This is a genomic window from Microcoleus sp. bin48.metabat.b7b8b9.023, from assembly GCF_013299185.1.
Lineage (GTDB): Bacteria > Cyanobacteriota > Cyanobacteriia > Cyanobacteriales > Microcoleaceae > Microcoleus.
Genome location: NZ_JAAFKG010000042.1, coordinates 23,261 through 37,612, shown reverse-complemented (window position 1 = coordinate 37,612; position 14,352 = coordinate 23,261). Strand labels below are relative to the sequence as shown.

At 44.4% G+C, this 14,352-nt stretch carries 12 protein-coding genes and 1 riboswitch; of the genes, 8 read left to right on the top strand and 4 right to left on the bottom strand.

Going from position 1 to position 14,352, the window contains the following annotated elements:
- Window positions 1-44 precede the first annotated feature (44 nt).
- A riboswitch (cobalamin riboswitch) is annotated at window positions 45-190 on the top strand.
- A gap of 139 nt (window positions 191-329) precedes the next feature.
- From QZW82_RS21755 to QZW82_RS21745, 3 genes are all read left to right on the top strand, one after another.
- Complete coding sequence (locus tag QZW82_RS21755) at window positions 330-770, top strand: hypothetical protein (protein ID WP_293152678.1); 441 nt, start codon at window positions 330-332, stop codon at window positions 768-770.
- A gap of 19 nt (window positions 771-789) precedes the next feature.
- Window positions 790-1,677 (top strand): methyltransferase domain-containing protein, encoded by an 888-nt coding sequence (locus QZW82_RS21750; protein ID WP_293152673.1) that lies wholly within the window; start codon window positions 790-792, stop codon window positions 1,675-1,677.
- 889 nt (window positions 1,678-2,566) lie between these two features.
- Entirely contained in the window at window positions 2,567-3,415 is an 849-nt protein-coding gene (locus QZW82_RS21745; protein WP_293152670.1) for an ABC transporter ATP-binding protein, read from the top strand.
- A 354-nt stretch (window positions 3,416-3,769) separates the two neighbouring features.
- Here QZW82_RS21745 and larC read toward each other — a convergent pair whose 3' ends face one another.
- Window positions 3,770-5,224: a nickel pincer cofactor biosynthesis protein LarC gene (gene larC, locus QZW82_RS21740; RefSeq protein WP_293152667.1), complete on the bottom strand. Its 1,455-nt coding sequence runs from the start codon at window positions 5,222-5,224 to the stop codon at window positions 3,770-3,772.
- Between the two features lie 75 nt (window positions 5,225-5,299).
- On the opposite strand from larC, the gene QZW82_RS21735 reads away from it, so the two are divergent.
- Window positions 5,300-5,968 (top strand): L-threonylcarbamoyladenylate synthase, encoded by a 669-nt coding sequence (locus QZW82_RS21735; RefSeq protein WP_293152664.1) that lies wholly within the window; start codon window positions 5,300-5,302, stop codon window positions 5,966-5,968.
- A 282-nt stretch (window positions 5,969-6,250) separates the two neighbouring features.
- Here the strand turns inward: QZW82_RS21735 and QZW82_RS21730 are convergent, their stop codons facing one another.
- Entirely contained in the window at window positions 6,251-6,535 is a 285-nt protein-coding gene (locus QZW82_RS21730) for a DUF427 domain-containing protein (RefSeq protein WP_293152661.1), read from the bottom strand.
- A gap of 97 nt (window positions 6,536-6,632) precedes the next feature.
- Between QZW82_RS21730 and recQ the strand changes: the two genes are divergently transcribed.
- The 3 genes from recQ (at window position 6,633) to QZW82_RS21715 (ending at window position 10,838) form a co-directional block, all read left to right on the top strand.
- Window positions 6,633-8,825: a DNA helicase RecQ gene (gene recQ / locus QZW82_RS21725; RefSeq protein WP_293152658.1), complete on the top strand. Its 2,193-nt coding sequence runs from the start codon at window positions 6,633-6,635 to the stop codon at window positions 8,823-8,825.
- Between the two features lie 157 nt (window positions 8,826-8,982).
- Window positions 8,983-10,152 (top strand): AAA family ATPase, encoded by a 1,170-nt coding sequence (locus QZW82_RS21720; RefSeq protein WP_293152655.1) that lies wholly within the window; start codon window positions 8,983-8,985, stop codon window positions 10,150-10,152.
- Window positions 10,152-10,838, top strand: coding sequence for a hypothetical protein (locus QZW82_RS21715; protein ID WP_293152652.1), 687 nt, complete (start codon window positions 10,152-10,154; stop codon window positions 10,836-10,838). The genes QZW82_RS21720 and QZW82_RS21715 overlap by 1 nt, the downstream gene beginning before the upstream one ends.
- A 199-nt stretch (window positions 10,839-11,037) precedes the next feature.
- Here QZW82_RS21715 and QZW82_RS21710 read toward each other — a convergent pair whose 3' ends face one another.
- Together QZW82_RS21710 and QZW82_RS21705 are read right to left on the bottom strand one after the other, a co-directional pair.
- Entirely contained in the window at window positions 11,038-11,778 is a 741-nt protein-coding gene (locus tag QZW82_RS21710; RefSeq protein ID WP_293152649.1) for a peptidylprolyl isomerase, read from the bottom strand.
- A 79-nt stretch (window positions 11,779-11,857) separates the two neighbouring features.
- Window positions 11,858-13,456 (bottom strand): calcium-binding protein, encoded by a 1,599-nt coding sequence (locus QZW82_RS21705; RefSeq protein ID WP_293152646.1) that lies wholly within the window; start codon window positions 13,454-13,456, stop codon window positions 11,858-11,860.
- A gap of 742 nt (window positions 13,457-14,198) precedes the next feature.
- Here QZW82_RS21705 and QZW82_RS21700 point away from each other — a divergent pair.
- A complete protein-coding gene (locus QZW82_RS21700; RefSeq protein WP_293152643.1) occupies window positions 14,199-14,345 on the top strand; it encodes a hypothetical protein in 147 nt (48 codons plus the stop codon).
- Window positions 14,346-14,352: the final 7 nt, after the last annotated feature.

Genomic DNA, 14,352 nt, shown 5'->3' with positions numbered 1-14,352 from the left:
AGTTTTTAAGACCTATTTTTGTCAAATATCTAAAATAGTGGTAATATCCCAGTATATCGATCGGCTCTGATGACAAACACACATCAGACGTAAGGGGGAAAGTTCGGTGCAAATCCGGCGCTGTCCCGCAACTGTAATGAGATGATTCCATCTCTGAGTCAGAATGCCCGCCGATTTGTTTGCGATCGTGTTTTCATCTGCGAGGTATGGATGATGGTTAGTTCAGTATTTTTAGAGTTAATCTGCTGTTGGGTTCCCTTGGGCGATCGACAAAAACGCAATTTTGAGTTAAAACCGCTTTTCGTCGGCGCCACGGGAAACTAAAACAAATGCGAATCAAAGATAGTGTTTGGCAGGGCAGTTTTGGCTACTGGCAGAACTTGTTTATTCACCAGAATATTTTGTCCATCGGATATACTGCTTGGAATGGCTTTTGGCACTTAGGAAGAGGTATTGTTGTTTGCCAAATAGATACTCCCATTAATGGCTCGATCAATTGGAGCGTGGATAATGTAGAGCATGACTTGCAGTTTATTTCGCGATCGCACGCAACTGCTTATTTACAACAATTAGAACTAGAGGAAGACACTGTTGCCAGTATCCTGGGAGTTATTGATAGCTACGAACCTGAAAAAGCTATTATTTTTATACTGCTTGCCAATGGTCAGATTGATATCAATTTGTTGCAGAGCTTGGCAGTTTCGCCCGTTGAGTGCTATGAACAGGTATGCAAACGCTGGGAAGAATTTCAACCTTGCCCGAAATCCTAAAACTTACTAAATTTTCCCAATGTCACAGCCAAAATCAATCGAAATATCCAACGTAACTCGTTACCAAAATGCAGCGCTTAATTACTATCTCGGCCTGACAGAATCTCCCTATCTTCACTATGGTTATTGGGAAAGTCTACCTGTGCCTGCTGATGAATTAACACTGGCGCGGCTGCGAATCGCCCAGCAAGCTTATACGGATAAGTTGTTAGATTTTATCCCGAAAGACATTAAGACTATCCTGGATGTAGGATGCGGGATTGGGGGAAATGCGGCTTATTTGCTCGATCGCGCTTTTGGAGTCGAAGGCCTCGCGCCCGATCCGTTCCAACAACAGCGCTTTCTCAAGTGTACAGGCGATCGCGCCATCTTCCACCTCACCAAATTTGAAGACTTCCAAGCCACCCATTCCTACGATTTAGTCCTCTTTAGCGAAAGCAGCCAATATATGTCTGCTGTCGATATAGCCAAAGGTGCGGCGGCGGTGCTCAATCTTGGAGGCTACGTACTGCTTGCGGATATGTTGCGCTCTAATCCTGATTATACAGAAGGAATGTTTTCTAACTGTCATGTAGTGGAAGAACTGGAAGCTGCATTAATGCAAGCGGGCTTTAATTTAGTAAAAGCTGAGGATATTTCTGCTCATATTGTACCAACAATTGATTTATATGTCGATAGTTTCCGCAGGTATGGATTGAACACAATGATTTATGTTGCGGATTTAATTTCGATCGCGGTTCCGCCGATCCATAAAATTCTGCGTTGGATATTTCGCCGCTGGTTTAAGAAATTGGTGGTTGAAGGATTGGAGGCGAGTCAACTATTTGAAAAGCATCTTTGTTATGAGATTCAACTTTGGCAGTTAATAGAAAGAGATAAAAGTGTTAATAAATTGACAGGTTCGTAGTGAGGACTTCATTCCTTCTTTCCGAGGACTAAAATCCTCGCAGGTTCGTAGTGAGGACTTCATTCCTTCTTTCCGAGGACTAAAATCCTCGCAGGTTCGTAGTGAGGACTTCATTCCTTCTTTCCGAGGACTAAAGTCCTCACTACAAACCAGCTTCGTAGTGAGGACTTCATTCCTTCTTTCCGAGGACTAAAGTCCTCACTACAAACCAGCTTCGTAGTGAGGACTTCATTCCTTCTTTCTGAGGACTAAAGTCCTCACTACAAACCTATTTTACAGGTTCGTAGTGAGGACTTCATTCCTTCTTTCCGAGGACTAAAGTCCTCACTACAAACCAGCTTCGTAGTGAGGACTTCATTCCTTCTTTCCGAGGACTAAAGTCCTCACTACAAACCAGCTTCGTAGTGAGGACTTCATTCCTTCTTTCCGAGGACTAAAGTCCTCACTACAAACCTATTTTACAGGTTCGTAGTGAGGACTTCAGTCCTTCTTTCCGAGGACTAAAGTCCTCACTACAAACCTATTTTACAGATTAAGGTTCGTAGTGAGGACTTCAGTCCTTCTTTCCGAGGACTAAAATCCTCACTACAAACCTATTTTACAGATTAAGGTTCGTAGTGAGGACTTCAGTCCTTCTTTCCGAGGACTAAAGTCCTCACTACAAACCTATTTTACAGGTTCGTAGTGAGGACTTCAGTCCTTCTTTCCGAGGACTAAAGTCCTCACTACAAACCTATTTTACAGGTTCGTAGTGAGGACTTCAGTCCTTCTTTCCGAGGACTAAAGTCCTCACTACAAACCTATTTTACAGGTTCGTAGTGAGGACTTCAGTCCTTCTTTCCGAGGACTAAAGTCCTCACTACAAACCTATTTTACAAATTATCAATATATGTCTCAATCAATTCTAGAATTCGATCGCACTTTTTACTCATATCCGTGCACTTCGCGAGTAGCAATTGGTGATTTAAGCCTCAAAATCCCCGCGGGGAAGCGCTGCGGACTCATCGGTCAAAACGGCTGCGGCAAAACCACCTTGTTTCTGCTAGCAAACGGCTTGTACCAACCGCAACAGGGCATCATTAGCTGGGAAGGGGAAGCGTTTCGTTACGATCGCAAATCTCTCATGAAACTGCGCCAACAAATCGGACTCGTCTTTCAAAATCCCGAACATCAGCTAGTTGCTTCCACAGTCGAAGAAGATATCTCCTACGGATTGTACAATCTAGGATTGCCAGAATCGGAAATTGCTCAACAGGTAGAAAAAGCGATCGAGGAATTCAACTTAAGCGAACTCGCCCGCGAACCAATCCACAACCTTAGTTTAGGACAAAAAAAGCGCGTTTCCATCGCCGATATCATGGTACTCAAACCCAAACTGCTGCTGCTAGACGAACCTACCGCCTATCTCGATCCGCGCCACACCAAACAACTGATCGGTTTGCTGCAACAAATTCACGCAGCCGGAACCACCATACTTTTAGCAAGTCACGACCTCGATTTCATCTACCGCTGGGCGGATTGGGTGTTTGTGATGGATTGCGGAAAACTGATTCTAGAAGGGACACCGGAAACGGTTTTTGCCCAGCGGGATGTCTTGGAACAATTGCAACTTGGCGTACCGCTGGCGATCGAGCTAATCGACCAAATAAAGGATCTCATTGAAAAAAATCCTAACTCAAAAATGCCCGCTTTCGAGGAATTGCAACAACAAATTTTACAAACCCGCAGACTGCTGTAAAAAGCTTTCAACAGTTGACAGTTGACAGTTGACAGTTGACAGTTTAAGAGCGACCTCTACCTATAAGTCCGAGGATTGAAACAGTGAATAATTTTGTTTTATTTCCCCCTCGAAGGAGGAGACTTTAAACCCATTCTTCTTGATAAAAAACTTTTATGTAAGGTACGCATTTCGCACCTACTCAAATCAACTGTCAAGGGTGGATCTAGTTTTTGAAGCCTGAAGAAGCATCACCGCATATAAGTTATTAGTTATAATCCCATATTCACGGAGGTGATGCTATAGCCCCTACGGATATATTTGTCAAAACCAGATGCACCCACTGTCAACTGTCAACTGTCAACTGTCAACTGTTTAACGATCGTACCAAAGTTGCAGCGCCAACCGATGAACTTCGCGCCAACTAACATTTTTAAGTCGGGCAATTTCCGCACAATCTTCGTATTCCGGCTGCACGTTAACAATCGTTTCTCCTGACTTAGCAACTTTTATTTGCACTTCGCCGTACTCTGTTTGAACCTTCTGAATTTCTCGATCCAAAATAGTTCTCTGTTGAGTCGATCGCCTAATTCCCAGAGTAGTAGTCTCTCGAAACATCACAGCTTCGCAAGCATCCTGAAATTCGGGATGACAAATCACACTTAACAAAACCCCCAAGCGCGACTTTTTCATCACAATTGGTGTAGTAAAAACATCCAGAGCTCCCGCGAGAAACAAAGCATCAAAAACATAGCCGATCGCCTGCGGGTTTAAATCATCAATTTGCGTTTCCAAAACACAGACTGTTTCTTGGGAATTGGGCATCGGGAATTGGGCATTGGGAATTGGGCATTGGGCATTGGGCATCGGGAATTGGGAATTGGGCATCGGGAATTGGGAATGACTACCCGTCTTTCCTCCACTCTCCCCCTCTCCCAATCTCCCCCTCTCCCCTTCTGATTTCTCCCCAATCCAGAGGCGCAAAATATTAGGAATTGCCAGATTTCGCGAACCTGCACCCAAACCAATTAACTCAACTTGCATCGGCGGCGGCGGGCCAAAAGCAGAGGCGAGAGTACAGGCGATCGCAGTACCCGTAGGAGTGCACAATTCGCGATCGATTCCATTACTATAAACCGGTACTCGGTGCGTTTCCCACAACCGCATCACAGCAGGCGTCGGCACAGCTAACCTACCGTGGGCCGCCTTCACCGTACCCCCACCAGTCGGCATCGGCGAAAAGTAAAACTCCTGAATATCCAACCAATCCAAACCCAAACAAGTACCGACAATATCAATAATTGCATCCGCAGCCCCCACCTCGTGAAAGTGAACCTCACTGGGGGGAATACCGTGCACGGCAGCCTCTGCATCTGCTAATTTGCCAAATACAGCCAAACTCCACGCTTGCACGCGCTGAGGCAATTTTGCAGCGACGATAATCTGCTCAATTTCTGGTAAGTGGCGGTGATGAGTGTGGCTAATTTCCGCATCAGCTTCGCCGTGACTGTGAGAATGTTCTTCCCCGTGATGGTGGTGGTGGCGCGCATCGAAAGTCGGCGATTCAGTTTCCGAGGGATCGAGGGCGGAGTCAGCAGCCAGATTGTTTGATTTTAAAGGCAAATCGGCAGCTAAATCCACATAAAATTTAGTTGCTTGTTGAGTATTGCGGTGAACTAATTCGGCGCGCAATTGGTATTCAGTCGAAATGCCTAGTAAATGGAGTTTTTCGATTAGGTACTCTAAGGGAACGCCCGCGTGTACAAGAGCTCCGAGGCACATATCGCCAGCAATGCCGGTTGGGCAGTCAAAATAAGCTATTTTATTCATTATTAGCAATTAATTTTCAACATTGATTGTTTTAGCACATTTGTCGATCGCCCACTTAGCCTGGAATATATTAACATGGCAATTATTTACGGACTGCATCCAGTTGCACCCCAGAAAGACCGGATCGAGAAGATTACAAAAGCTCTCAAAGATGGGGCAGTGATGCTTTATCCCACAGATACAGTTTATGCGATCGGCTGCGATCTCAACTCCAAATCTGCCGTAGAACGAGTCAGGCGGATCAAGCAACTATCCAATGATAAGCCTTTAACATTTTTGTGTTCCTCATTGTCAAATATCACCGAGTATGCTGCCGTCACCGATGAAGCATACAGAATCATCAAACGGTTAATCCCCGGGCCCTATACATTTCTGCTACCAGCTACCAAGTTAGTGCCCAAATTGGTAATGAACCCAAAACGCAAAACCACAGGAATTCGCGTTCCCAACCACCCGCTTTGTTTTACACTTCTAGAATCTTTGGGAAATCCGATTATTTCCACATCTGCTCACATTACCACTGATGATGAAGGTGCTGCACCAGTACCTGCTGCAAAAACAGAAAGCTTTGGCAAAGCCGAACTATTTGACTGTTTTTTAAAGTTAGTAGATATCATTGTCGATGATGATTCCGATCCAGGATATCAAGTTTCTACCATTCTCGATTTAACAGAAAGCGAACCAATTGTGGTTCGTCGCGGCTTGGGATGGGAAGCGGCCGCCGCTTGGAAGATTAAAATTTAAGAGGAATTAGACTTGAATTGCAAAATTCGCAAATTATCTTGAATTAATCTCCGTCCATTCTTCAACCCACGGAGGTGGGTTTGGTTTGTATAGACGCGGTTTCAACCGCCCGGTATTATATCATTCTTCAACCCACGGAGGTGGGTTTGGTTTGTATAGACGCGGTTTCAACCGCCCGGTATTATATCAAATTTAATTCAAATAACCCGTAGGGACACAACAACGTTGTGTCCTCTATCTTGACTCGTCTAAATCGCGGCTAACAAACCTGCGGAAAAAACCTTAAGCCTCCACCTTAACTCCTTTCCAAAAAGCAACATATCCTGCAATATTTTTAGCAGCATCTTTCGGAGTAGGATAGTACCAAGCAGCATCCTTATTAACTTGTCCGGCGACTTCAACACTGTAGTAACTAGCAACACCTTTCCAACCGCAAGTAGTGTGAGTGCTGCTATCTTTGAAATACTCGCGGTTGATGGCATCCGCCGGGAAATAATAGTTATTATCTACCATTTCGCACTTATCGCTCTCGGCCAAAACGGCACCATTCCAAATTGCTTTCGGCATCGGTTTATCTGCTTAAATTGAGATTCTCAAATATTGTAACTGTATTTGTGCTCAAAAGACCTAGAATAAGGTAGAAGTCAACAACCAATTACTGCAAATGTCAGGGTCGAATCCGCCAACATCTCTCGCGCCCTCATCCCTCGAACAATCCCTCAAACATTTCTTTGGCTATGACTCTTTCCGCCCCGGGCAGCGGGAAATTGTCGAAGCTGCTTTACAACAACGCGATATGATGATTGTCATGCCGACTGGCGGTGGCAAATCTTTGTGTTTTCAATTACCGGCTTTGTTGAAACCGGGATTGACGGTGGTGGTTTCGCCGCTGATTGCCCTGATGCAAGACCAGGTGGAAGCTTTGCAGGATAATGGGATTGGGGCGACTTTTCTCAACAGCACTTTGAGCGCGATGGAAACCCGATCGCGCGAAACAGCAATTCTCGAAGGTAAAATTAAACTGCTGTACGTTGCCCCGGAAAGGTTGCTGGGCGAGAGATTTTTACCGTTTTTAGATATAGTTGCAAGTAAGTTAGGAATTTCGGCATTTGCGATCGACGAAGCCCACTGCGTTTCCGAATGGGGGCACGACTTTCGACCAGAATACAGGCAAATGGAGCGAGTGCGCGATCGCTATCCAGACATCCCCATTATGGGACTAACCGCCACCGCCACCGAACGCGTCCGCCAAGACATCATCCAGCAGCTAAACCTGCGAAATCCCTACATCCACGTCGCCAGCTTCAACCGCCCCAACCTATACTACGAAGTCCGCCAAAAACACAAGCACAGTTTTGCCGAAGTCTTGCAAATCATCCAAAAAAAAGGCGGTTCAGGAATCATCTACTGCCTCAGCCGCAAAAAAGTTGACGAAGTTGCCTACAAATTGCAGCAAAACGGCATCCAAGCCTTACCATACCATGCCGGAATGAGCGATGTCGATCGATCGACCAACCAAACCCGGTTCATCCGCGACGACGTACAAGTAATGGTAGCAACAGTCGCCTTCGGAATGGGAATCAACAAACCCGACGTGCGGTTTGTAATTCACCACGACTTACCCAAAAACCTAGAAGGATACTATCAAGAATCAGGCCGCGCAGGCAGAGACAACGAACCATCCCACTGCACCTTATTTTTCGGATTCGGCGATGTCAAAACCATCGAATACATCATCGAACAAAAACCCGACGAACAAGAACAAAGAATAGCCCGCCAACAGTTAAGGCGAGTAATCAACTATGCAGAATCCACCAATTGCCGCCGCACAGTCCAATTAAGTTATTTCGGCGATTCATTTCCCGGCGATTGCGGCAACTGCGACAACTGTTGCAACAAAAAACCCGTAGAAGACTGGACGCTTGAAGCCATGAAATTTCTTTCCTGCATCGCCAGATGTCAAGAGAAATTCGGGATGAATCATATTATAGACGTGCTGCGCGGCTCAAAAAATCAAAAAATATTGCAATACCAGCACAACCAACTTTCCACCTACGGCATTGGCAAAGATAGAAGTCCAGACGAGTGGAAAAGGTTAAGCCGTTCGCTGATCAACCAAGGTTTTTTAGATGAAAAAACAGACGGCTTTCCCATTTTAAAACTCAACGAGAAAAGTTGGGAAATCATGAAACGCCAGCGCACAGTCGAAATCGCCATCGAAGCCCAGCGGGAAGTACAGGGAAGAACTCGCTCTTTAGCCGTAGAAGTCGAAGGCTTATTTTCGATATTACGAAGTCTCCGCAAACAAATTGCCGACGAACAATTCGTACCGCCTTACGTAGTTTTTGCCGATAGAAGCTTGCGAGACATGGCAGAAAAACGCCCGCAAAATCTCACCGAATTTGAGGAAGTTTACGGCGTCGGTAGCAACAAGCGAGATAAGTACGGCAAAGTTTTCTTAGAGGCAATTCACGCTTTTTGCCAAGAACAAGGATTGCCAACAGGTGCAGCATCTGCTGCCGCCAATCTTCCCACTCTTGCTAATGCTCCCTCTTATTCGCAGATGCAAACCTGGGAATTGTACCGCCAAGGTTTAACGGTTCAAGCCATAGCCAATGCGCGGGGCATGAGTCCCACTACTATTGCGGGACATCTGGTAGAATTGATGGATATGGGCAAGGAAGTTGATATAAATTTGTTGGTAGAATCGGAAAGCCAACAGGCAATTGTCCAAGCAATTGAAGTTATTGGAGATGAAAGATTGAGAGCGATTTATGAATATTTGCAAGAACGTTATACGTTTGAGGAAATTAAATTTGTGCGTGCTTGGTGGCGGCAAAATTATGTCAGTTTTTAACCGCAGATGTATAGCGGTTATAACAAATATGAGGTACGTTGTTGGGCTTCAGCCCTTCTTGGTTTAAGTGGTTATATAAGCCGTCAGTTATACCTCATCGATAAAGGCTATATGTTGATTAACGCTGATGGACGCAGATAATTAATGGGAGGGCAAAATGAGAATTAAGAAATTAGCTTTTTGGGATAATTTACGAGAGTGGCGTTTTGAACCGATCGACTTTTCCAATTTGGCTTTATTAGTTGGTGTCTCCGGTGTCGGCAAAACACAAATTTTGAAAGGGATTTTTAATTTACAAAAGATAGCAAATGGTTTTTCGCTAAACGGTTTAGCGTGGGATATTACATTTTCCACAATCAATGATGTAGAATATCGCTGGAAAGGCGAATTTGAAACAAGAAAAAATCCGGTACTAATGCCTGACGAAGATGAATCCAATAATTTTAGGATTGTTCAAGAAAAAATATTCAAGAATGGAGATATAATTATAGAAAGAAATTCGACAGAAATAAAATTCAAAGGAAACACCACTCCAAAATTATCACCTTTTCAAAGTGCTGTTCAAATTTTTAATCCAGAAGAAGATATTTCACCAGTTCAACAAGGGTTAAATAAAATCATCTACAGCGATAACTTTAATTTTAAAAGCTCTTTCAATGTATTTTTGGGTCTACCTCAAAGTTTAATTTCAATTAATACCGTCTTAGGTATACCTCAAAGCTTAATGTCAATGTTTTCAACAAGTGATTCTTCATTAGATAGTGTTAAATCAAGTAATTTGCCAATTTTTATTAAAATGGCTTTAATCGCTCGCTATTACCCAGAAGTTTTAAATAAAATTAAGCGAAAATTTGTTGATGTATTTCCTCAAATTGAAGATGTTAGAATAGAAGCTGTAGAGAATGATAAAAATTCATCATCTCCAAGCTTTCCAATTCAAATCAAAGAAAAGGGTGTTAACGATTGGATTTTTCAAAATAACATTTCTTCAGGAATGCTGAAGACTCTCATTCATATTGCCGAACTATACTTGTCGCCAGAAGGCACTGTAATCTTAATCGATGAATTTGAAAATAGCTTGGGAATTAACTGTATCGATGTGGTGACAGATTTGATTGTGGAAAACCGAAATATACAATTCATTCTTACCAGCCACCATCCTTACATAATCAATAATATTGGGATGGAACACTGGAAAATAGTCACTCGCAAAGGTGGGGTTGTAACTGCGATAGATGCTAAAGATTTGAACTTGGGAAAATCAAGGCATCAAGCTTTTATGCAACTGATTAATCTAGAAGAATACAGCGAGGGAATCAAAGTTTAATGAATCTGTATTTTTTAGTCGAAGGAACACAATCGGAGAGAAAAGTTTATCCTGCTTGGCTGGCTCATCTTTTACCGGAATTGCAGCGAGTTGACAATTGCGATGATGTGAACGAAAAAAATTATTACTTGATTAGCGGGGAAGGATATCCTTCCTTATATAATTTTATCCCGCCTGCGATCGCAGAAATCAACTCAAACGGAAAATATAGCTATTTTGTAGTGTGTCTGGATGCCGAGGAAAATACTGTTCCTGAACTCGCAACTGAAATTGATGAGTTTTTAAGTCAGCAAAAATTGAAATTAAACAATGCAGAACTTGTGCTGATATTTCAGAATCGATGCTTGGAAAGTTGGCTGCTAGGCAATCGGAAGATTTATTCTAAAAATCCTCAAGACAAACCTTTATTAGATTATACTAGATATTATGATGTTTCAGTTAACTGTCCTGAAAATATGGGCAGCTATCAAGAGTTTAATACTCACGCTCAGTTTCACGGAGCTTATTTGAGAGCCTTATTTGAAGCTAAAAATATTACGTATTCTAAGAAACGACCCGGAGATGTACTCCAGCCATTTTATTTGGAACAGCTATTGACAAGAATTCAAGTGCAGCCAGAACAATTGACTACTTTTCGCCAGTTTATCAATTTTTGCAATATAGTTAAATCCAAATTGCAGCATTAAATGGCAATTACAGAAATTACGCAGAACAGCTATAGCCTTTCTCAAAAAGATGAGGTATAATTTGCAGGTTGTATAACCGCTTAGACTAAAGAGGGCTAAAGCCCAACAACGTACCTCATCTTTTTGAGAATCGGTATATATATAAGTCCATGTACTAAGCGAGAAACGATATTAGACTTATCTGTGCGGAGTTCGCACTCTACACTTTACAATTGTACAATAAATAGTTAACCTCATTAGCCAGCCATTCGTTAAACAGATTGTGTAATATTTCTTGATAGCGTTCAGGGGTTAATTCCGCTGGGATAAACTTTTCAACCATGAACAAGTGATATCCTCGCTCTGTTTCAATTGGACGGATCACTTCTCCGGGTTTAGCGCTGAATACGGCGACGGCTATGTCTGGTTTTAAAGCCCACCGATAAACCTGGCCTTCGCAACCACATAAATGCCGGCGAGTTTCGTCAATGTCGTAAAGATGGGCAGCATCAAAAAAGCTGATTTCTCCTTCTTGAATTTCATAAAATATTTCTTGGGCAAGTTGTATGTTGGCAACAATTATTTGATAAAGAATTATTTGATCGAATTGCAATTTGCTTTGCACGAAAATCTTTTCTACGTCTTTGGCAAATAAGTGTTCTGCTAATTTTTGCCAGAGAATTCGATCGCAAATTCCGGCCTCTAAGTCTTCTACCGAAATCATCTGCTCCGCCAGCCAAGCAATCGTATCGGAGGCTTTCTCCAGACGCTTCTCGCGCCGCAGCTTGTCGCCCGCAACTTGGATTTCTTCGGGAGTCACAGTTAACCCCCGTTCCTCGGCTGCTTTGTCAATAACTTTTTTCTGCAAAACTTGTTGACAAAATTGCTTTAATTGCCGTTCTTTTCTGAGTAGTTTGATAATTTCACTTGATTCAATCAATGGCTGGTAAAAGTCTTTCATCTTTCTCTCTCAAGCTATAGAAGTTGATTGAACTCATGCCCCCGAGGCTTCCTGCGGGGGAGTTCGCGTTAACGGCTAGCTACAAGGTTTGATTTGGCAAACTGATGAAATCAGCATTGGTTAAAGTTGTTGCACCTGCTGGGTTTATTGTTCCCAAAACAACGGCTAAAATTCGATCGCCATTATTGGAACTAAACTTGACCAGAGTTGCGTCTGCGGTACCGTTACCGTCAGTATCAAACGCCACCAGTGCAATATCTGTGGCAGAAAGTCCGCCTGTGAGCCCGATTTTATCACCTTCAGCGGCATTGAAATCAAGCAGTATATCGGCTAAAAATAGATTAGCCACTGAACTCGCTGTTTCAGGTCTAAATGCAAAGGTATCAGCGCCGGTACCTCCAATCAATGTATCGATGCCGAAGTCGCCACACAGAAAATCGTCGCCGTTGCCGCCAATCAGCAAATCTTGACCTCTTCCTCCCCGCAAAGTGTCGTTTCCATCGCCTCCTTCGATCGTATCGCTACCTCTGTTACCTTTGACAAAATCGTCGCCACCTCCTGCGATAATTCGATCGAACCCGCTACCACAAGTAATCACATCAATGTCGCTGGTTCCCTGCCAATATCCGTCACCGTTGCTGTCGTAGGTAACAGTTAATTCCGCTACTACCTCAGGATTGTTTTCTGGGGCTGGAGTTGTATCAGCATTGCTGTTGTTGGTACTGTTATCGGGAAGTGCGATCGACAAATTGCTGGTACTGTTATCTGTTGGCTCAGCAATTATCGTACTGTCACCGCCAGCACCCGTACTGTCTGGAGGCAAATTAGAAGGACTTGAATTGCTAGAAGTTCCGTCAGTCACCGAATCAAGCGGCGCACCATCATTATTATTTGACGGTGTTGGAGTTGGCGCTGGTGCTAGTGTTGGAGCTTTCGCAGGTGTTAGCCGTATTGGTGTTGGTATTGGCGCTGGTGTTGGTGTTGGTGTTGGCGCTGTGATATTAATTGCCGGTGCAGAGTCTGTAGCAGCCGCCGCTGGAGTTGGCGCTGGAGTTGGCGCTGGAGTTGGCGCTGGAGTCGGCGCTGGAGTCGGCGCTGGAGTCGGCGCTAGAGTTGGCGCTGGTGTTGGCGCTGGAGCCGAAGCAGTGGCGATCGCAGCCGGCGGAGTTTCTAAACCACTGCTAGCTGAGGCGATCGCACTACTAGAAGTGCCACCGGGACTCCATGCTGTCTGAGTGCTGGTGCTGCTCCCAGTCGGAGAAGTCGCTGTCGCGCTGCTGGTGCTGCTCGCACCGCTGCCGTCTCCTAACGGCGCAGGTGTTGGTGTTGGTGTTGGCGCAGGTGTTGGTGCGGGCGCAGGCGCAGGTGTTGGCGCAGGTGTTGGCGCAGGCGCAGGCGTTGGCGCAGGTGTTGGTGTTGGTGTTGGCGCAGGCGCAGGTGTTGCTGCTGGGGCCGAAGCAGTGGCGCTAGTAGTTGGGGGCGCGACAGTAGAAGCACTCGCTGTCGCGCTACCACTGCTTGATGTAGCCCCGGGAGCATAAGCAGTCTCGCTACTTGTACTGTTTCCCATCGGGGAAGTGGCTGTCGCAGTGCTGGTACTGCCCGCACCGCTGTTATTTACAAAGGAACTAGACTTGCTGGAAGCGCTGGTGCTGCCGGTACCAGAGTTATTCGCCACCTGCGAATTCAAGGTGTTTAAACTATTGTTGTTTCCAACAATATTTTTTAATGGATCAGATGAATCTAAGGAAGGCATCGCGATTTATCTCCTTTTAGCTATAAAGACGAAAAGCACTTGCGCGAACACCGATACTGCCAATTTCCAATGAAAATGTATGATTTTGAAGAGTGCGAAGCAATTGCTTTTGACTTCTGACTAAAGACTGAAATGTTTTTAATAAATGAATCTCGATCTATCCCGAAAGTTGGAGGGGAAACAACAGTTGACAGTTGACAGTTGACAGTTGACAGTTGACAGTTGACAGTTGACAGTTGACAGTTGAGTGTTTAAACAATACCGATGCAACCGGAAACGATATTATTAGGACATCGGGGTTTAAAACCCCGTCCTTATAGGACGGCTTTTCCCGAAAAGTGCTCTGTCAGGAATTCTCATGTATTTGGTAGACATCTTCCCGGACAAATATGTGGTAGAATAAAGGCATCAGACAAGATGTAAAAACCTACCCCCGGACTGGGGGAAAGTCTACGCTCAAAACACTTTTAAGGAGATATGACTACGCACTTAAGCGTGCTCTTTTGTGCAAATGTAGTCAGCCTGGGAACCCTATAAATAGGGATATTAAGACTGAAAAGTCTTAAGAATCCTCGCACCTTTAGGTCGAGGAGTGTCAATGACCTAAATATATCTGGACTAATTAGACCTGTGTTGCCAATTTGGCAGAATTGTCTGAGTTGCTTTGGGATGTGGGTGCAGGCTGTGGCTCGATCGCACTCCCATGGATGCGGACGGCGGTGCAGACTGTGGATCGATCGCACTCCCATGGATGCGGACGCGGGTGCAGGGCGATCGCGATGCGATCGCCCTGCACCCAACTCGATACTAAAAAAGGC